Source organism: Amycolatopsis sp. CFH S0740 (assembly GCF_004522315.1).
GTDB lineage: Bacteria > Actinomycetota > Actinomycetes > Mycobacteriales > Pseudonocardiaceae > Amycolatopsis > Amycolatopsis nivea.
Window position 1 is genome coordinate 133,908 of record NZ_SDLS01000005.1, and the last position, 20,497, is coordinate 154,404.

Genomic DNA, 20,497 nt, shown 5'->3' on the forward strand with positions numbered 1-20,497 from the left:
GCACCCACCCAGCGACAAGAGGATTCTGGCGATGACTGACGAAAGCAAGCTGGTCGACTACCTGAAGCGGGTGACCGCCAACCTGCAGGAGACGCGTGAGCGGCTTCGCGCGGTCGAGGCGGCGGAGGCCGAGCCGATCGCGATCGTGGCGATGGGCTGCCGGTACCCGGGCGACGTGCGCTCGCCGGAGGACCTCTGGGAGCTGGTGGCCGGCGGCCGGGACGCGATCGGCGCGTTCCCGTCCGACCGCGGCTGGAACCTCGACACGCTGTTCGACGCCGACCCCGACAGCCCGGGCACGAGCTACGTCTCCGAGGGCGGCTTCGTCCACGACGTCGGCGAGTTCGACGCGCCGTTCTTCGGCGTCTCCCCGCGCGAGGCGCTGGCCATGGACCCGCAGCAGCGGATCGTGCTGGAGCTGGCGTGGGAGACGTTCGAGCGGGCCGGCATCGCGCCGCACTCGCTCGCCAAACAGCAGGTGGGGGTCTTCGTCGGCAGCGGCGACCAGGACTACTACGACGAGCTGCCGCCGTCCGTGCTCGCGGGCGAGGTCGCGGACTACCTGAGCACCGGCAACGCCGCGTCGGTCATTTCCGGCCGGGTCGCCTACGCGCTCGGGCTGGAAGGACCGGCGCTCACGGTCGACACGGCGTGCTCGTCGTCGCTGGTCGCCCTGCACCTCGCCGTGCAGGCGCTGCGGCAGCGCGACTGCTCGCTGGCGCTGGCCGGCGGCGTGATGGTGATGTCGCGGCCGGGCCCGTTCCTGGCGTTCAGCCGTCAGCGCGGGCTCGCCGCGGACGGCCGGTGCAAGGCGTTCTCCGACAGCGCAGACGGCACCGGTTGGGCTGAGGGCGCGGGAACCCTGTTGCTGGAACGGCTTTCCGACGCGCGTCGCAACGGCCACCCGGTCCTCGCGGTTGTGCGCGGTTCCGCGGTGAACTCCGACGGTGCGTCGAATGGGCTCACCGCACCGAACGGTCCTTCGCAGCAGCGGGTGATCCGGCAGGCGCTGGCGAACGCGCGACTCTCGGCGTCCGATGTGGACGCTGTCGAAGGCCACGGCACCGGCACCACCCTCGGCGATCCCATTGAGGCGCAAGCCTTGCTGGCCACCTACGGCCAGGACCGGGACCGTCCGCTGTGGCTCGGTTCGATCAAGTCGAACATCGGCCACGCGCAGGGTGCGGCCGGTGTCGGCGGGGTGATCAAGATGGTGCAGGCAATGCGCAACGGCCTGCTGCCTCGCACGCTCCATGTCACCGAACCGTCCACAGAGGTCGATTGGACCTCCGGCGCGGTCGAACTGCTGACAGAGGAGCGTCCGTGGGCGGCTGGGGAACGCCCACGGCGCGCGGGTGTGTCGTCGTTCGGCGTCAGTGGCACCAACGCACACGTGATCGTCGAAGAAGCTCCCGCCGTTGAAGCGGAAGAAGCGACGCCGAGCTGGCCGGAAGGCGTCCCGGTCCCGTGGCCGCTCGCCGGGCACGGTGCCGCGGCGCTTAAGGCGCAGGCGGCTCAGCTGCTGTCCGTTGTGGACGGTGCGACCCCGCTCGACCTCGGTTTCTCACTGGCGACGTCCCGGTCGCCGCTCAGCCACCGTGCCGTCGTGCTCGACGGGAAGGCCGGGGTCGCCGCCCTTGCTGACGGCTCGACATCGCCCGCGCTGGTCACCGGCACCGCCGTCGAGGGGCTCACAGCGTTCCTCTTCTCCGGTCAGGGCGCTCAGCGCGCACGCATGGGCGCCGAGCTGGCCGCCGCGTTCCCGGTGTTCGCCGAGGCACTGGACGAGGTCTTCGCCGCGATCGACCCGCACCTCGACCGTCCACTGAAGACAGTCGTCTTCGAGAACCCGCGGCTGATCAACCAGACTGGCTACACCCAGCCCGCGCTGTTCGCGATCGAGGTGGCGCTGTTCCGGTTGCTGTCGTCGTGGGGCATCAAGCCCGACTTCCTGCTCGGCCACTCGGTTGGCGAGCTGGCCGCCGCGCACGTCGCGGGGGTGCTGTCGCTGACCGACGCCTGCGCTCTCGTCGCGGCCCGGGCGAAGCTCATGCAGGCCTTGCCGACCGGTGGCGCGATGGTCGCCCTGCAGGCGACCGAGGACGAGGTCGCCCCGCAGCTGACCGACGACGTCAGCATCGCCGCGATCAACGGCCCGGACTCGGTGGTGCTTTCCGGCACCGAAGACGCGGTCGCCGCGGTGGTGGCGAAGTTCGAGGGCCGCAAGTCCTCGAAGCTCAAGGTGTCGCACGCGTTCCACTCGCCGCTGATGGAGCCGATGCTGGCGGAGTTCGCCGCCGTCGCCCGCACGCTCACCTACTCGCGGCCCGAAATCCCGGTGATCTCCAACGTTTCCGGCGCGCTCGCCGGGGCCGAGATCGCCACGCCGGAGTACTGGGTCTCGCACGTCCGCGCCGCGGTCCGGTTCCACGACGGGCTGACCGCGCTGAGCGCACAGGGCGTTTCCCGCTTCGTCGAGGTCGGGCCGGACGGCGTGCTTTCCGCGCTCGCCCGGCAGAGCTTCGACGCGGTGGTCGTGCCGGTGCTGCGCAAGGACCGGCCGGAGCCGCAGGCAGCGCTCACGGCGCTCGCCGAACTGTTCGTCAGCGGGCTCGTCCCGGACTGGTCCGCGGTCTTCGCCGGCCGCGGCGCCCAGCGCGTCGACCTGCCGCCGTATGCCTTCCAGCGCAAGCGCTACTGGATCGACGCCCGCGCCAACCGCGACGAGGTGACTGCGGCCGGACTCGCTTCGGCCGGGCACCCGCTGCTCGGCGCCGCCGTCTCCCTCGCCGACACCGACGGCGTGGTGCTCACCGGGCGGCTTTCGGCGGAGACGCACGCGTGGCTGGCTGAGCACCGGCTCGGCGAGGTCATCACCGTGCCCGGCACGGCGTTCCTGGAGCTGGTGGTCCGCGCGGGCGACCAGGTCGGCAGCGGCCGGATCGAAGAACTCACGCTCAGCAGCCCGCTGGTGGTGCCGGAACGCGGTGGCGTGCAGGTCCAGGTGACCGTCGGCGCGGCAGGGGAGCACGGCGTCCGCTCCGTGACGGTCCACTCGCGCGCGGAAGGTGCCGACGGCGAGCCGTGGACGCTGCACGCGAGCGGCACGGTCACGCCACCGTCGTACCGCGGCGGGGTGGAGCTGGCCGAGTGGCCGCCCGCCGGTGCCGAGCCGGTCGGGATCGACGGCGTGTACGACGACTTCGCCGACACCGGCCTGACCTACGGCCCGCTTTTCCGTTCCCTGCAGGCAGTGTGGCAACGCGACGGCGAGATCTTCGCTGAAGTCGCGCTGCCGGAGGACAGCGACGCTGACCGCTTCGGCCTGCACCCGGCCGCGCTCGACGCGTGCACCCACGCCCTGCGTGTCGCGGGCGGCGGGGACGGCGGCGTCGGCCTGGTTCCGTTCTGCTGGACCGGCGTCGAACTGCACGCCACCGGTGCGTCCGCGCTGCGCGTGCGGTTCAAGCCGACCACCGAGGACGGCTACGAGATCGTCCTCGCCGACCCGACTGGCGCGCCGGTCGCGACGGTCGCCGAGACGGTCTTCCGCGCCTTCACCGCGCCGGTCGCCGAGCAGACCGCTCCGCTGTACCGGATCGAATGGCAGCGGTCGGCCGAAACCGAATCCACTGTGGACACTGCCGACGTGCAGGTCCTGGAGTGCGTCGGCGAATCCGGCACTGCCGCCGAGACGCACGAACTCACCCACCGCGTCCTGGCCGCTCTCCAGACCTGGCTGGCCGAGGAACACTCCGAGCAAGCCAGGCTCGTGGTGGTCACCCGCGGCGCGGTCCCGGCCGCCGGAGACGTCACCGACCTCGCCGCCTCGGCGGTCTGGGGCCTGGTCCGCTCCGCGCAGGAGGAGAACCCGGACGCCTTCGTCCTGCTCGACCTCGACGCCGAAACCACGCCGGAAGCGGTGTTGCCGCAGGTGCTGGCCTCGGGCGAAACGCAGGCGGCGGTCCGGCTCGGCACGGTCCTCGTGCCCCGGCTGGTCCGCACGACGCCGGAACTGGACCGGCCGTACTTCTGCCCGCACGGCACCGTGCTGGTCACCGGCGCGTCCGGCGCGCTCGGCGGAAAGCTCGCCCGGCACCTGGTCGCCGAGCACGGGGTGCGCAGGCTGCTGCTGCTCAGCCGCCGGATCACGCCCGCGCTCGACCAGTTGGCCGCCGAACTGCGCGAAAGCGAGGTCGACGTCCGGCTGGAACGCTGCGACGTCGCCGACCGCGAGGCGCTGGCCGGCGTGCTGGCGTCGCTGCCCGAGGAGAACCCGCTCACCGCGGTCGTGCACGCCGCTGGCGTTCTCGACGACGGTGTGGTCACCGCGCTCACCCCGGAGCGGGTCGACGCGGTGCTCGCCCCGAAGGTCGACGGCGCGCTGAACCTGCACGAACTCACCCGCGAGACCGCGCTGTCCGCGTTCGTGCTGTTCTCGTCGGTCTCCGGCGTGCTCGGTGCGCCCGGCCAGGGCAGCTACGCCGCGGCCAACGCGTACCTGGACGCCCTCGCGTCGCACCGCGTCGCGCACGGCCTGCCGGGTCTGTCGCTCGACTGGGGCCTGTGGGGCGAGGTCGGCGGCATGGGCGGCACGCTCACCGAAGAGGAGGTGCAGCGGCTCGCGGCCAGCGGCATCGTGCCACTGTCCACTGCGGACGGTCTGGCGCTGTTCGACCGCGCGCTCGCGGTCCGCAAACCGACCGCCGTCCCGGCCAAGCTCGACCTTCCGGTGCTGCGCAAACTCGACCGGCTCCCGCGCACGCTGGAACAGCTCGTCGGCCGCACCGCGCGCCGGGTCGCCGCCGCAGCCGGGTCCTCAGTGGACTCTTTCGCCGGACGGCTGCTGGGCTTGCCGGAAGAAGACCGCCGCGACGCCGTGCTGGAACTGGTGCGCGGACACGCCGCGACCGTGCTCGGGTACAGCGGCGCGCACGAAATCGAGTCGTCGGCGCAGTTCTCGTCGCTCGGCTTCGACTCGCTGACCGCGATCGAGCTGCGCAACGGCCTCACCGCGGCCACCGGGCAGCGGCTGCCCGCGACCCTGATCTTCGACTACCCGACGCCGACCTCGCTGGCCGCGCACCTGCTGGCCGAACTGGCCGGCACGGCGGTCGAGATCAGCACAGTGTCCACTAAGGACAACTCGGACGAGCCGATCGCGATCGTCGGCATGGCCTGCCGCCTGCCCGGCGGGGTCACCTCGCCGGAACAGCTGTGGGAACTGGTCGCCGAGGGCCGCGAAGCGATCGGCGACTTCCCGGCCGACCGCGGCTGGGACGTCGACGGTCTGCTCGACCCGACCGGCCGCCGCCCCGGCACGACGTATGTCGCACGCGGAGGGTTCGTCTACGACGCGGGTGATTTCGACCCGACGTTCTTCGGCGTCTCGCCGAAGGAAGCGCCGATGATCGACCCGCAGCAGCGGCTGCTGCTCGAAGCCTCGTGGGAGGCGCTGGAGCGGTCCGGGATCGACCCGGTTTCGCTCAAGGGCAGCCCGACCGGGGTGTACGCGGGCGTCCAGTACCACGACTACGCGGGTGCGAGCAGCGCTGGATCGATCGTCACTGGCCGGGTGTCCTACTCCCTCGGCCTCGAGGGCCCGGCCGTCTCGGTGGACACGGCGTGCTCGTCGTCGCTGGTCGCGATGCACATGGCGGCGCAGGCGCTGCGCGGCGGGGATTGCACGCTCGCGCTGGCCGGCGGCGTCACGGTGATGGCGACTCCGGAAACCTTCGTGGAGTTCAGCCGCCAAAAGGGACTGGCCCCCGACGGCCGGTGCAAGGTGTTCTCCGACGACGCCGACGGCACGACCTGGTCCGAAGGCGTCGGCGTCCTGGTCCTGGAGCGTCTCTCCGACGCCCGCGCCAACGGGCACCCGGTGCTCGCGGTCCTCAAGGGCAGCGCGGTGAACCAGGACGGCACCTCGAACGGCCTGACCGCGCCGAACGGTCCCGCGCAGCAGCGGGTGATCCGCGCGGCGCTGGCCGACGCCGGACTGGAACCGTCCGATGTGGACGCCGTCGAAGCGCACGGCACAGGCACCAAGCTGGGCGACCCGATCGAAGTCCAGGCGCTGCTGGCCACTTACGGCACGCAGACCTCGGCGGACCGTCCCTTGTGGATCGGATCGGTGAAGTCGAACATCGGGCACACTCAGGCCGCCGCGGGCGCCGCTGGCGTGATCAAGATGATCGAAGCGATGCGGCACGGCGAACTCCCCGCGACGCTGAACGTGGGCAAACCGTCGAGCGAGATCGACTGGTCCTCGGGCGCGGTGCGGGTGCTGGCCGAGCCGGTGAAGTGGCTGCCCAACGGCCACACCCGCCGGGCGGGCGTCTCCTCCTTCGGCGTGAGCGGCACCAACGCGCACGTGATCCTGGAGGAAGGCGACCGGCGCGAGGTCACCGCCTCGACTGGTCCGGAGTACGACGGCCCGGTCGCATGGCCGGTCTCCGGTCGCGGCGCCGCGGCGTTGCGGGCACAGGCCGAGCAACTGATGTCCTATGTGGACGAAGAGCCGGAAGGCAGCCTCGCCGACATCGGCGTCTCGCTGGCCACCACGCGCGGCGCGTTCGACCGCCGGGCGGTGCTGATCGGCAGCCGGTCGCCGCAGTTCGTGCGCGGTCTCGCGGCGCTGGTCGACGAAGAAGAGGCGCGCGGGGTCGTCAGCGGGACCGCCAGCGCGGGCGGGCGCACCGCGTTCCTGTTCGCGGGTCAGGGTTCGCAGCGCGCGAAGATGGGGGCGCGGCTCGCCGAGCAGTACCCGGCGTTCGCCGCCGCGTACGACGAAGCCTGCGCCGCGGTCGACCGGCACCTGGACCGCCCCATCCGGCCGATCATCGACAGCGGGGACGGCCTCGACGAGACCCGCTATACCCAGCCCGCGCTGTTCGCTCTGGAAGTCGCGCTGTTCCGCCTGGTCCGCGCGTGGGGCGTCAAACCGGACGTGCTTGCCGGGCATTCGATCGGCGAGATCGCGGCAGCTCACTGCGCTGGCGTGCTTTCCCTCGAAGACGCGGCGAAGCTGGTGGTCGCTCGCGGTGCTTTGATGCAGGCGTTGCCGACCGGCGGTGCGATGGTGGCGATCGACGGAACTCCCGAAGCGGTTCGCGAAGCCGCAGGGGACACTGTGGACATTGCCGCGGTGAACGGTCCGACCTCGGTCGTGATCTCCGGCGCTGAAGAAGCGGTTGCCGCGGTGGCGGCGAAGTTCGAGCGCACCAAGAAGCTCCGTGTCTCGCACGCGTTCCACTCGCGACTGATGGACCCGATGCTCGGCGGGTTCCGCACTGTCGCGGAAGGACTGTCCTATGCGGACCCGCGGATCCCGGTCATCTCGACGGTCACCGGCGGTCCGGCGGACCTGACCTCGCCGGAGTACTGGGTGAACCAGGTCCGCGCAGGGGTGCAGTTCCGCGACGCGGTCACTCGGGCCGCCGCGGACGGCGTGACCCGGTTCCTGGAGCTGGGCCCGGACACCACGCTCGCCGCGATGGCCGCGGGTTGCTTCGACGAGCAGCCTGAGGCGCTGGCTTCGCTGCTGCACAAGGAGAACGACGAGGCGGTGGCCGCGCTGACCGGTGTCGCGCAGCTGCACGTCAGCGGCATCGACGTCGACTGGTCCGCGATCTACGAGCCGACCGGCGCCCGCCCGGTGCCGGTGCCGACGTATCCGTTCCAGCGCCAGCGCTTCTGGCTGGAGAGCACTTCTGGTGCCGTCGGCGAGGAAGACCACCCGCTGCTCGGGACGGCACTGGAACTCGCCGACGCCGACGGGCTGCTGTTCAGCGGACGGCTTTCGGTGGGCACACACCCGTGGCTGGCTGACCACGTCGTCGGCGGCTCGATCCTGTTCCCCGGCACCGGTTTCGTCGAAATGGCGATCCGGGCGGGCGACGAGGCGGGCTGCCCGCGCTTGGAGGAACTGACCCTGGAGTACCCGCTGGTCGTCCCCGAGCGCTCCGGCGTCCGCGTGCAGTTCGCCCTCGGCGCGCCCGACGGCAGCGGCAGCCGGACGTTCAGCGTGCACTCCCGGCCGGAAGGCGACAGCGCCGCCTGGACGCGGCACGCGATCGGCAAGCTCGCCAAGGCGGGCAAGGCCGGGAAGTTCGATCTGGCCGAGTGGCCGCCCGCCGGCGCCGAGGAGGTCCGGCTGGAGGGCACCTACGAAGAGCTGGCCGCCGACGGGCTCGCCTACGGTCCGGCGTTCCGCGGGCTCGTCGCGGCCTGGAAGCGCGACGGCGAAGCGTTCGCCGAGATCCAGCTCCCGGCCTCGGTGTCCGATGTGGACCGTTACGGCATCCACCCCGCCGTCCTCGACGCCGCACTGCACACCATCGGTGTCTCCGGCGCGGCCGGGGACGAACCGGCGCTGCCGTTCGCCTGGGAAGGCGTCCGGTTGCACGCCGTCGGGGCGACGACCCTGCGGGTCCACGTCCGCCCGGTCGGCTCGGGCGCGGTCTCGCTCGACGTCGCCGACGGTGCCGGGGCTCCGGTCGCATCGGTGGAATCCCTGCTGCTGCGCCCGATGTCGGCCGTACCGCAGGCGGCACCGACTGGCGGTGGTGACGCGCTGTTCCGCGTTGCCTGGGAACAGGCCGACCTCGACGCCGTCGCCGAGGTCACCGACTGGACTGTGCTCGGCCCGGACGCCTTCGGCCTTACCGAAGCGCTGGGCGCCAAGGCAGCCGGGACGGTCGCCGAGGCGAGCGGACTGGTCGTGCTTCCTGCAGGCGGCACCGACGACGTCCACGCCGAACTGCACCGCGTGCTCGGCCTGCTGCAGGACTGGCTCGCCGGGTCCACCGGTTCGCTGATCGTGGCGACCCGGGGCGCGGTGGCCGCCGAAGAGGGGGAGAACCCCGACCCGGCCGGCGCCGCGGTCGCGGGCCTGGTGCGCTCGGCACAGGCCGAACACCCCGGCCGGATCACGCTGGCAGACCTCGGCGCGGGCACCCCGGCCGGCCGGACGCTGGCTGCGGTGTCGGCCTCCGACGAGCCGCAGGTGGCGTTGCGAGCGGGCGCGGTGCTGGTGCCGCGCCTGGTCCGGGCGGCCGACGCGGCGGCGGCCCCGGTATGGGACGCCGAGGGCACCGTGCTCGTCACCGGAGCCACCGGCGCGCTCGGCACGGCCGTGGCACGGCACCTGGCGACCGAACACGGCGTGCGGAACCTGCTGCTGGTCAGCCGTCGCGGTGCGGACGCACCGGGCGCGGCCGAACTGCGGGACGAACTGTCCGGTCTCGGCGCCGAGGCCACGTTCGCCGCCTGCGACGTGGCCGACCGGGACGCGCTGGCGGCGCTGCTGGCCGGAATCCCGGCCGACGCGCCGCTGCGGGCGGTGGTGCACGCGGCCGGCGTCCTGGACGACGGGGTGCTGACTTCCCTTACGCCGGAACGACTCGACAAGGTCCTGCGCCCGAAGGTCGACGCGGCGGAGGCGTTGCACGAGCTGACCCGCGAGCTGGACCTCACCGCGTTCGTGCTGTTCTCGTCGGCCGCCGGGGTCCTCGGCGCACCGGGGCAGGGCAGCTACGCCGCGGCCAACGCGTTCCTGGACGCACTGGCCGCCCGCCGGCGCACCGAGGGCCTCACCGGCACCTCGCTGGCATGGGGCCTGTGGAGCGACGGCATGGGCGCGGCGCTGGAAGACGCGGACACGCACCGCATCGGCGAGACCGGCATCACCGCACTGTCCACTGAGGACGGTCTGCGGCTGCTGGACGCGACGGTCGGCGCGGCGGAGGCGCAACTGGTGCCGATCGCACTGGACACGCGGGTGCTGGCGTCGTCCGGCGGCGACGACCTCCCGGCCGTGCTGCGCGGTCTGGCAGGCACGCCCGGCCGCCGCGCGGCGCAGGACACGGCGGAGGACACCGAGTCGCTGGCCAAGAAACTGGCTGGCCTGGCGGCGAACAAGCGCGTCCCGCTGGTGCTGAACCTGGTGCGCACGCACGCCGCGGCGCTGCTGGGCCACGCCGGTCCGGAGGCGGTGGAAGCGGACCGTTCGTTCAACGAGGTCGGCTTCGATTCGTTGTCCGCCACCGGGTTCCGCAACAAGCTCAGCCTCGTCACCGGGCTGAAGCTGCCGGTCAGCCTGATCTTCGACTACCCGACGCCGCGGATCCTTTCCGAGTTCCTCGTCGGCGAACTGGCTCCTGCCGAAGAAGCACCCGCCGAAGAAACCGTTACGGAGCAAGGAGTCCGGGAGGCGCTGGCGGGAATCCCGCTGGAGAAGCTGCGCGCGGCCGGATTGCTGGACGGGCTGCTGGAGCTGGCCGGCGTGCGCCTTGCCGAAGACCGCGCCGAGGAGCCGGAAGCCGTGGAGGAGGCGTCGATCGACGACCTCGACACGGACGCGCTGATCAGCATGGCGATCGGCGCCGGCGACGACTGAGCGCACCGGGCGCGAGGGGCGGGAACCCCTAACCCGGCAGGCCCCGGCCACTGTTGTCCGGCCCTGCCGGGTGTGGCCCACTGACAAGACCCGAACGAGGAGAGGTAACCCCATGGTCACCGGCTACGCAATCGAAGCACGGGCGCTGCGCAAGTCCTACGGCGACGTGAAAGTGCTGGAAAGCGTCGACCTGAGCGTGCGGCGCGGCACGATGTTCGCGCTGCTCGGCCCCAACGGCGCCGGGAAGACCACGACGGTGCGGATCCTCAGCACCCTCCTGGACGCCGACGGCGGCACCGTGACCGTCAACGGGCACGACCTCGCCGGGTCCAAGCGGACGGTGCGCGAGCAGATCGGCCTGACCGGACAGGACACCGCGGTCGACGAACTGCTCACCGGCCGCGAGAACCTGGAGATGATGGCGCGGCTGTTCCACCTGCCCGCCGCGCGGGCGAAAGAGCGGGCCACCGAACTGCTCGCGCAGTTCGACCTCGTGGAGGCCGCGGGCCGCCAGGTCAAGACCTACTCCGGCGGCATGCGGCGCAGGCTCGACCTGGCGATCAGCCTGATCACGTCGCCGCCGGTGCTCTTCCTCGACGAGCCGACCACCGGCCTCGACCCGCGCAGCCGCTCGGCGATGTGGGACGCGATCCGCGAGTTGCTCAACGGAGGCACCACGATCCTGCTCACCACGCAGTACCTCGAGGAGGCCGACCAGCTCGCCGACCGGATCGCGGTGCTCGACAAGGGTCGCGTCGTCGCCGAAGGCACCGCCGCCGAGCTCAAGCGCAAGGTGGGCACCGAGCGGTTGAAGCTCACCTTCGCCACCGCCGCCGACGCGGCGCGCGCGCACGACGTCGCCGGCGGGGTGCTGACCGGCGAGACGGTCAGCGTCGCGATCGACCAGCCCGCCCAGGTCCGGCAGGTGCTCAACCGGATCGACGACGCGGGCCTCGAAACCACCGGACTGGAGCTCTCCGAGCCGACCCTCGACGACGTTTTCCACACCCTCACCGGAACCGCGGGAGCGAACTGATGACCCAGACCCTGTCCAGGGAGATCGAGGGGACGCACATCCCCGGCTCCCCGAGCCGCTCGTCGTTCGCGCTCGCCCTGTCCGATTGCCGGGTGCTGGTCGCGCGCAACGTCAAGCACATCGTCCGCAACCCGGAGATGCTGATCCAGGCGTTCTCGCTGCCGATCGTGCTGCTGCTGCTGTTCCGCTTCATGTTCGGCGGCGCGATCAACCTGCCCGGCATGGCCTACGTCGACTACCTCGTGCCCGGCCTGGTGGTTGTCAGCATCGGCTTCAACTCGACGACCACCGTGGTCGGCGTGGCCGCGGACCTGACCCAAGGCCTGGTCGAGCGGTTCCGCTCGATGCCGATGGCGGGCTCGGCCGTGCTTGTCGGCCACGTCGTCTCCGGTGTGCTGCGCAGCATGCTTTCGCTCGTGGTGATGGTCGTGGTCGGCTTGGCCATCGGATTCCGCCCGGCGGGCGGCGTGCTCGGCTGGCTCGCCGCGACCGGACTGCTGGTGCTGTTCGCCGCCGGCGTGTTCTGGCTCGCCACACTGGTGGGGTCGATCGCCAAGACCGTCGAGGGAGCGGGCGGCCTCGGCATGATCTTCGTGTTCGTCCCGTACGCCACCAGCGCGCTCGTCCCCACCGGGTCGATGCCGTCGGTGCTGCGGGCCGTCGTCGACAACCAGCCGATAACCGTGGTCATCGACGCCGTCCGCGGCCTGATGAACGGCACCGCGGTGGCCTCGACGGTGTGGCTGGCGTTCGCCTGGTCGGTCGTCCTCACCGCGGTCGGCGCGTACCTCGCGATCCGGAAGTTCCACCAGCGCGCCCGCGGCTGACCCCCTCGCCGCGGTGGCGAAGGCGGCCCGTGCCCCCGAGCACGGGCCGCCTTTTTCTTGAACCCGAGACGCGGGCTGCGTCAGACCGCCCAGGTTGCTGTGGGGCAGCTTCCGCACGGCGGCAACCCGGGACCGGCCTAGCTCGTAAAGGCGGGTGAAGCGGTCGGCGTCGAGTTCGCCGTCGGAGATGTGCAGCGAGCAGCCGCCCGGCCTGACACCCCCGGCAGCGTACTAAACCGACTCCCCGGTTTTCCCAGTAAAACAGGCCGGTCGGTTTCGTTGCTGATCACAGTGCGCCGCACCAAAAAGGGCGGCCCCGCACCACCGGGCCGCCCATTTTCCGAAGCCTCAGACCCCGGACGTCTCCTGCTCCGCCCCGCGCGGATCGAACCGGTGCAGCCGCCGCGGCGGGACCACCGAGTTCAGGATCAACGTCCACATGTACGCCGTGCGCTCGAGCAGGTCGTTGCGGCCGGTCAGCACCTGGGAACTCAGCTGGATCCCGGTGAACGACGCCTGCACGTACACCGCGAGGTCGTACGCGTTGATCTCCTTGCGCACATCGCCCGCCGCCTTCGCCGCGAGCAGGCAGCCGTGGATCGTGTCGATCCACCGCTTGTACGCCGCACCCGCCGGCGCGATGAACGAACCCTGCTCGATGACCAGCCGGACGCTCGCCCGGACCCGCACGTCGGACTGCAGGCTGGCCGCCATCCCCTGGGTCAGGTCGATGACCGTCTGCAGCCCCGGGCGTTCGATCGCCGCGAGCGGCTCCCACACCGTGAACTGCTCCTCGATCAGCGCGTCGGCCAGGTCTTCCTTCGACTTGAAGTGGAAGTACAGCGCACCCTTCGTGACGCCCGCTTCGGCCAGGATCTCCGACAGGCTCGCGCCGAGGAAGCCGACGGCGTCGAACCGCGAGGCGGCCGCCTCGAGGATCGCGTTCCGTGTCTGCTCCGCACGCTCTTGGCGAGCCACGGCGGCCCCTCTCGCTTTGGCGGCTCGGTCCACAGCAGACCCCCGCCCAGAAGGACAGTCTACGTCCCGGCGGCCCGGAAAGCCACTAAAAACCGCTCGGTTGGTATGGTTTCAGCGGGGGAGCAGGGGGGCTCCGCTCAGGGGAACAGGGCGGCGATTCCGTCCAGGACTCGTTCCAGCGCGAAGTCTTCGGGCGCGGCGGCGGGCCAGCCGCGGGATTCGGCCAGTTCGGCCAGGTGCGGATAGCCGCCTTCGGACAGTCGCGGTTGCAGGAAAGCTCGTACTTCGGCGGAGTATTCGGCGGATTCGGGGGAATCCGGGTCGGCCGCCGTCCGGCGGCGGTCCGCGGTGGCCCGGACGACCGCCGAAACCAGCTCCGCGCACCCCAGTGCGTCCACAGTGGACAAACCGGCCCCGGTGAAAATGTCCAGGAGCTGTTCGGTCCAGCGGAGGCGGTGCGGGGTCAGGCTCTCGCGGACGTCCAGCAGCCAGGGTCGGGCGGCGTACCGTTTGGCGGCCGCGTCCGCCCAGGCCCGGACCGCGGAGCGCCACTCCGGGCCCGCGGCGGGTTCCGGGGGCGGGCCGAATCCGGTCTCGGCCAGCAGGATCAGCAGTTCGTCTTTCGAGCTCACGTAGCGGTACAGCGCGTTGGTCGTCAGCCCGAGCGCGGACGCGATGTTCGGCAGCGACGCCGCGGCCAGGCCCTCGGTGTCGGCCAGTTCGACGGCGGCCGCCACCACCGCCTCGACGGTGTGCGACGGCTTCGGCCCGCGACGGGGACGCGGGCCGCCTTGCCATGCCGGGGACAGACCTGGGGGCAGGGCGCGGGGGTCGGGCTCGATCGGCATCTTTCGCTCCGGGACGTCTTTCAGTAAACTGTGCAAGTCTTACACCGATCTGGCCTGGGGGCGAGCCAACGTGAGCGAGACCAATCGATCCGGGGCCGGGAGCGCCGCCGAGGCTGAACGGCGCACCCCTGTTTCGCGACGGCCAGCGCGCTGACCTGGTCCGGCATCGGCGGGAATCCGGACCCGCCGCAACTGCTTCGCGCCCTGTCCGGCGGCGCCGTCTGAGCTGCTCCGAGGCCCTGTTGCCGGGGCCTGGGGTTTCCCGATCATCCGGGGTCCGCTAAACTGTGCAAGCCTTACACAATTAATCCTGACTCCGCCGAAGCCGTATTGGGGGGCCTCTCATGTCGGAGAGCACCGAGAAGACCCGTTCGGGGAGCGGATCCGCTCGCCTGATCGTCACGATCGCCTGGGCGGCCGTCCTCGGCGTCCAGTTCGTCATCTGGCTGCTGATGTGCCTCATCAGCATGTCCTTCAAATGGCCGTTCTGGCTGTGGACGCTGGGCGGCGGCGTGATCGTGCTCGGGGTCTGGTGGTCGCTCGACCGCCGCGGTTCCGGGAACGGATCGGAGTGAACGACGTGTCCACCACCACCACTTCCGTGGCAGCGCCGGTCCAGCTGGACGCGGTGCACAAGACCTACGGCCGCGGCGAAAGCGCGGTCGAAGCGCTCGCCGGCGTGTCCGTCGCCTTCCCGGCAGGCACTTTCACCGCGGTGATGGGCCCGTCCGGTTCCGGCAAGAGCACGCTGCTGCACTGCGCGGCCGGGCTGGACACGCCGACCTCGGGCACGGTCACCCTCGTCGGGACCGACCTCAAGGGCAAGAACGAAACGAAGCTCACCGAACTGCGCCGCGAGCACGTCGCGTTCATCTTCCAGTCGTTCAACCTGATGCCCGCGCTGAACGTGGAGCAGAACGTCACGCTGCCCACGCTGCTGGCCGGCCGCACGCCGGACAAGGCGTGGGTGGACCAGGTGATCGCGCGCGTCGGACTGTCCCAGCGCGTCAAGCACCGGCCCGGCGAACTGTCCGGCGGGCAGCAGCAGCGCGTCGCGATCGCCCGCGCGCTCGCCGCCCGCCCCGCGGTGGTGTTCGCCGACGAGCCCACCGGCGCGCTCGACACCACCACCGCGCTCGAGGTGCTCGGCCTGATGCGCGAATTGGTCAGCGCGGGCCAGACGATCGTGATGGTCACGCACGACCCGGTCGCCGCGTCCCACGCGGACAACGTGCTGTTCCTGGTCGACGGCCGGATCGTCACGCAGATGGCGAACCCGAGCGTCGACGCGGTGGCGAGCACCCTGGCGCACCTCGGCGAGCAAGCGAGGAGGCAGCGGTGAGTTCGCGGCGAGTCGTGCTCGCGCTCGCGCTGTCGAGCCTCCGGTACCGCGCGGCGGCGTCGCTCGCGTCGTTCATCGCCATCTTCGTCGGCTGCGGTCTGCTGATCGCGTGCGCCGGGCTGTTCGAGACGGCGATCGTGCTGAAAGCGGCCCCGGAACGGTTGTCCGCCGCGCCGCTGGTCGTCGGAGGGTCCGCCGGGTTCAAGCTGCCGGACGAGGAATCGCAGGTCGTCCCGTACGCCGAGCGTGCGGTGCTGCCGGAGGACCAGGTCGCCAAGATTTCCGCGGTGCAGGGCGTCGGACAGGCGGTGCCGGACGTTTCGTTCGCGACCGTGCTGCTGCACGACGGTGCGCCCGAACCTGGTGCGTCTGTCCTTTCCGGACACGGCTGGGATTCCGCTTCGCTGGGCGGCTACAAGCTGACCGAGGGCGCGGCTCCGAACACGCCGGGCCAGGTCGTGCTCGACGCGGCCACCGCGTCCGCGGCCGGCCTGCACGCGGGTTCGGCCGTCGACCTGGCGGTGAACGGACAGCGCCAGTCGTTCCAGATTTCCGGCGTCGCACAGCCTTCGCAGGCCGTGCGCGCGCCCGCGTTCTTCTTCTCCGTCGCGGACACCCAGCGGTTCAACCCGCATCCCGGCACTGTCGGGCTCGTGGGCGTGTTCCCGGCCGACGGGATCGACGCGACTGAACTGGCGGGCAAGATCTCCGAACAGGTTCCGGCGCTGACGGTGCTGACCGGCGACGACCGCGGTTCGGCCGAATTCGTCGGCGTGAGCGGAAGCCAGCTGCCGCTGATCCTGCTCGCGGCGATCTTCGGCGGCATGGTGCTGGTCGTGATGGCGCTCGTCGTATCCGCGACGATCAGCCTCACCGTCCGGCAGCGGCAGCAGGAACTCGCGCTGCTGCGGGCGACCGGGGCGACGCCGAAACAGGTGCACCGCATGGTCGTCATGGAGACGATGGCGGTCGGCGCGCTCGCCGCGGTGTGCGGGGCGTTCCTGGGCAGCCTGCTCGGGAACTGGATCTTCAGCACCAGCGGCTCGCTCGGCATCGTGCCGGACGAACTCGCCTTCACCCAGGACATCATCGCGTTCGCGGCGGGCATCGTCGTCACGCTCGCGATCACCTTCGGGGCCGCGTGGTTCGCCGCGCTGGCCGCCGCCCGGGCCCGGCCGATCCAGGCACTGGCCGAGGCGGCGATCCCCGGGGCCAAGGTGAACGCGGTGCGCCGCATGGGCGCGCTGATCTGCGGTGCGGCCACCGTGCTGCTGGCTTCGACCACGATCTTCATGCCCGCCGACAGCGCGGCGGCGATCGGCGGTCCGGCGCTGCTCACCGGTGCGATCGGCGTCGCGCTGCTCGGTCCGGAGATCATCGCCTGGGTGGTGGACCGGTTCGGTCCGTTCGTGCGCCGGGTCGCCGGCCGCGACGCCACGCTCGCGGTCATCAACACCCGGGCGCGGGCCGTCGCGTTCGCCGCGGTGCTCACGCCGATCACGCTCGCCAGCGCGGTCGCACTCGGCAACGTGTATTCCGAGACCACCGCGCAGAAAGCGCAGGTCAACGCGTACGCCGGGCAATTGCAGGCGGACGCCGTGCTCACCTCGACCGCGGGCGGGTTCTCGCCGGACCAGCTCGCGCAGATCCGCAGCACGCAAGGGGTTTCGACCTCGTCGCCGCTCGTCACGAGCTCCGGCTGGATCGAAGATCCGTACGACGGCAACGGAAGCGACCCGTTGCGGCTGCTGGGCGTCGCCCCGCAGGACCAGGGCGGCACGGTGCTCTCCACCGAGGTCACCGAAGGTTCGCTGACGGCATTGCGCGGGGATTCCGTGGCGCTGCCCGCGTCGGTCGCGGACAGTCTCGAGATCAAGGTCGGCGCCAAGATCAAAATGCGGCTCGGCGACGGGGCACAGGTCCCGGTGACCGTGGTCGCGCTGCTGGACAGCCCGTCCAGCTACGCGAGCATGGTGCTGCCCGCAGACCTGCTGGCCGCGCACACCACAAGCGGCCTGGCGTCGCAGGTGCTCGTGCGGGGCGGCGACGCCAGCGCGATCGTGTCGGCACTGTCGGACCGGACGAAGGACTGGCCCGGGGTCACGGTCGGCGACGACAGTACGCTCGCCGCGAGTTTCCAGGCGAGTGCCGACGTCGAGGCGCTGATCAACTACCTGCTGGCCGTGCTCGCCATCGCGTACGCCGCGATCGCCGCGGTGAACACGCTCTCGGTAGCGGTGCTGGCCCGCCGGCGGGAGTTCGGCGCGCAACGGCTCGCCGGCGCCGACCGCGGCCAGGTGAAGCGGATGCTGTTCGTGGAAGGCGGGATCGTGGCGGTGACCGGGCTCGTGCTCGGCATCGTGATCTCGCTCTTCACCGTGGTGCCGATGGCCCTGACCACCGGCGAGATCATCCCGTCCGGACCGGTCTGGGTGTTCCTCGCCGTGGTGCTCGCGATCTTCCTGATCGTGTGGCCGGCGACCGCGCTCTCGGCGAGGCTGGCGATGCGCCGCAACGCCGTCGAAGCGGTGAAAATGCCTGGCCAGTAACGATTTCTAGGGGTACGCCGGGCCGGTCCGGGGTGGATAGTCTCGAAAAGACTGTCCATCCCGGCCCGGCTTTTGCCGTTTCTGGAGCTATCCCATGCGTGTACTCCTGGCCGCGCCGTCCTCGACCGCTCGGCTGCACACCCTGGTGCCGCTGGCCTGGGCGCTGCGGACCGCCGGACACGACGTGAAAATCGCCGGACGCCCCGCGTTCGTCGAGGACATCCTCCGCACCGGCTGCGTCGCGGCCGAGCTCGAAGACGGCGACGCGGAACTGACCGAATCCGCCGCGCTGGTCAAGTTCGCGCGACTGTGGCGGCCCGCTGCGGTCGTGTCGAACGCACCCGCCGGAATCACCGCCGCCCGTGAGGTCAACGCCAAGGCAGTTCGCGTGCTCGGGCCGTCGGACCCCGACATCACTGCGGACCACACACTCGACGTCGTCCCTCCTGCATTGCGAGACAAGGACTCTCCGGGCACCTCGATACGGCACATTCCGTACTTCGGTCCGGCCGTGATCCCCAACTGGCTGCGTCGCAAGGCATGCCGCACTCGCATTCTCCTGTCGCTGACCGATCCTTCCTGGTACGAGCCGGTCTTCTGTGCACTGTCCGATGTAGACGCCGAGTTCGTCTGCAAGGCGGAACTACCAGCCGGGCTTATCCTGCCGCCGAGCGTAAAACTGGTCGACTCCGTGCCTCCTGCCGCCGTGCTGCCAACCTGCGCGGCGGTGGTGCACGACGGCGACGAGACCTTGGCGCTTGCCGCAGTGGCGTACGGCCTTCCGCAGCTGTCGTTGACCGAGTCCGCCTTCGGTACCCGCGTCACCACTGCGGGCGCGGGCCTTACCGGTTCGGTGGAAGAGATCTCCCGACTCACCGACGACACACTTCGCGCCGGTGCGGACGCGTTGCGTGCGGAGGTAGCCACGTTACCGGCCCCTCGCGCGGTCATCGCCCCCCTGCTCCCGCTAGGTCGGCTTTAGATCGCTCCGGCACTCTCTGTGGAGTAGAGAGGACCACTGCGTGAAGTGAGGTGGCGGCAATGCCGACCCGGGTGATGGAAAAGCCGGTCGATCCAGTGGCAGCGTGGCTGGCCCCGCTGGCGGACGACCCGGCGGGCGCGGTCGCGTTCCTCTCCGAAGTGACCGACCGCGTGTCGCGGCGCCACGGCTCGGGCAGAGTCCTGGTCCCCGGCGGCGGTCCGGTAGCGGACGCACTGGCCGGCGAAGGCTACGAGGTCCACCTCGAACCCGGCTCGCGCTTCGACACCGGCTACCTGGGCGCGGACGTGCTGTCCCGCCTGCCCGACCAGCGAGACCAGCTGCGCGCGATCGGCCGCTACAGCCGCCTCCTGCGCCCAGGCGGCGCCCTGGTAGTCCAGGGCCGCCACCCGGACCCGGCCTGCTGGACCGCGGACGCCCGCGTACGCGCGGTAGACGACGTCCGGCAGATCGTGCACTTGACTGACGCGTCGCTGCCCCTGCGCTACGTGTGGCCCGCCGAACTGGACCTGATGGCCGAACTGGCGGGCCTGGCCTTGGACAGCCGCTGGGGCGGCTGGTACGGAGAACCAGTCACGTGCGGCGGTTTCGTAGTGTCGGTTTACCGCAGCTGAGGCATTTGCCCCAGCCCCGCAGCACACAAGAACGGCCCGGTCTCCCGCTTGTGACGGAAGACCGGGCCGAATCCGGCGCGGTCAGGATCAGACCGCGTCCGACATCTCGCCGACAAGAATGCTGTGGTGCAGCTTCCGCAACGAGCTCCCGGGCTCGATCCCCAGCTGCTGCACCAAATTCTGCCGAGCCGAAGCGAACGTCTCCAACGCCTCGGCCCGCCGGTTGGACCGGGCCAGCGCGGTCATCAAATACTCGGTGAACGTCTCGCGCAGCGTGTGCTCCTTAGCCAGCGCGGACAGCTGCCCGACGACCTCGCGATGCCGCCCGATCAACAGCTCGGTCTCCATCAGCAGCTCAAGGCAGCCAAGCCGGCTCTCCTCGAGCAGCGTCGCGTAAGCCTGCACATCCGGCGAGTCGGCGAACCCGCCGAACGCCGCACCGCGCCAAAGGCTCGTGGCCTCCCGCAGCACCTTCGCCGCCTGCCCGTAGCCGCGGTCCCAATGCAACGTCCGCCCCTGCTCGTAAAGCCGGGTGAACCGGTCGGCATCGAGCTCGCCGATGCCGACGTGCAGCGAATACCCCCGCGGACTGGTGACCACCGGGCTCTCTTCCGCATCCTTGCTCGTGCCGCGCAGCAGTTTCCGCAGCTGCGACACGTACACGTACAGCGCCGCGCTCGCCCGCGCCGGCGGATGTTCGCCCCAGATCTCGCTGATCAGGTGCTCGGCGGTCACGACCTGGTTGTTCTTGGCCAGCAGCACGGACAGCAGGGTCTCGATCTTGCGGGCCCGCGGGGCGCAGACGCCGGGCCGGCCGCTCACTCTGATCTGTCCGAGAATTTCGTAGTTGAGCATGACTGCCCTCCGATGTCTCTCGCGCCGGACCCGTCCGGCGGCGCCCCCA

11 protein-coding genes are annotated in these 20,497 nt (G+C 71.2%); 8 read left to right on the plus strand and 3 right to left on the minus strand.

Annotation, left to right across the window (positions count from 1 at the left end; genetic code table 11):
• The first annotated feature begins 31 nt into the window (after nucleotides 1–31).
• The 3 genes from EIZ45_RS11080 (at nucleotide 32) to EIZ45_RS11090 (ending at nucleotide 12,262) form a co-directional block, all read left to right on the plus strand.
• Nucleotides 32–10,399 (plus strand): type I polyketide synthase, encoded by a 10,368-nt coding sequence (locus EIZ45_RS11080; protein ID WP_134667382.1) that lies wholly within the window; start codon nucleotides 32–34, stop codon nucleotides 10,397–10,399.
• Between the two features lie 112 nt (nucleotides 10,400–10,511).
• Nucleotides 10,512–11,435 carry an ATP-binding cassette domain-containing protein gene (locus EIZ45_RS11085; RefSeq protein WP_134667381.1) on the plus strand — a complete coding sequence of 308 codons (924 nt, stop codon included), beginning with the start codon at nucleotides 10,512–10,514 and terminating at the stop codon, nucleotides 11,433–11,435.
• Entirely contained in the window at nucleotides 11,435–12,262 is an 828-nt protein-coding gene (locus EIZ45_RS11090; RefSeq protein ID WP_134667380.1) for an ABC transporter permease, read from the plus strand. Before EIZ45_RS11085 ends, EIZ45_RS11090 begins: the two co-directional genes overlap by 1 nt.
• Nucleotides 12,263–12,610: 348 nt before the next feature.
• Here the strand turns inward: EIZ45_RS11090 and EIZ45_RS11095 are convergent, their stop codons facing one another.
• Entirely contained in the window at nucleotides 12,611–13,240 is a 630-nt protein-coding gene (locus EIZ45_RS11095) for a ScbR family autoregulator-binding transcription factor (protein ID WP_134667379.1), read from the minus strand.
• A gap of 137 nt (nucleotides 13,241–13,377) precedes the next feature.
• Nucleotides 13,378–14,088, minus strand: coding sequence for a helix-turn-helix domain-containing protein (locus EIZ45_RS11100; RefSeq protein ID WP_134667378.1), 711 nt, complete (start codon nucleotides 14,086–14,088; stop codon nucleotides 13,378–13,380).
• Nucleotides 14,089–14,432: 344 nt separating this feature from the next.
• Between EIZ45_RS11100 and EIZ45_RS11110 the strand changes: the two genes are divergently transcribed.
• The 5 genes from EIZ45_RS11110 (at nucleotide 14,433) to EIZ45_RS46770 (ending at nucleotide 19,593) form a co-directional block, all read left to right on the plus strand.
• Entirely contained in the window at nucleotides 14,433–14,663 is a 231-nt protein-coding gene (locus EIZ45_RS11110) for a hypothetical protein (protein ID WP_037810549.1), read from the plus strand.
• Nucleotides 14,660–15,430, plus strand: coding sequence for an ABC transporter ATP-binding protein (locus EIZ45_RS11115; RefSeq protein ID WP_134667377.1), 771 nt, complete (start codon nucleotides 14,660–14,662; stop codon nucleotides 15,428–15,430). Before EIZ45_RS11110 ends, EIZ45_RS11115 begins: the two co-directional genes overlap by 4 nt.
• Nucleotides 15,427–17,979 carry an ABC transporter permease gene (locus EIZ45_RS11120; protein WP_134729743.1) on the plus strand — a complete coding sequence of 851 codons (2,553 nt, stop codon included), beginning with the start codon at nucleotides 15,427–15,429 and terminating at the stop codon, nucleotides 17,977–17,979. Before EIZ45_RS11115 ends, EIZ45_RS11120 begins: the two co-directional genes overlap by 4 nt.
• A 94-nt stretch (nucleotides 17,980–18,073) precedes the next feature.
• Nucleotides 18,074–18,961 (plus strand): nucleotide disphospho-sugar-binding domain-containing protein, encoded by an 888-nt coding sequence (locus EIZ45_RS11125; protein WP_134667375.1) that lies wholly within the window; start codon nucleotides 18,074–18,076, stop codon nucleotides 18,959–18,961.
• Nucleotides 18,962–19,020: 59 nt separating this feature from the next.
• Entirely contained in the window at nucleotides 19,021–19,593 is a 573-nt protein-coding gene (locus tag EIZ45_RS46770; RefSeq protein ID WP_240690833.1) for a hypothetical protein, read from the plus strand.
• 87 nt (nucleotides 19,594–19,680) lie between these two features.
• On the opposite strand, the gene EIZ45_RS11135 is transcribed toward EIZ45_RS46770, so the two are convergent.
• Nucleotides 19,681–20,448, minus strand: a complete 768-nt coding sequence (locus tag EIZ45_RS11135; protein WP_037810546.1) for an AfsR/SARP family transcriptional regulator — start codon at nucleotides 20,446–20,448, stop codon at nucleotides 19,681–19,683.
• Nucleotides 20,449–20,497: the final 49 nt, after the last annotated feature.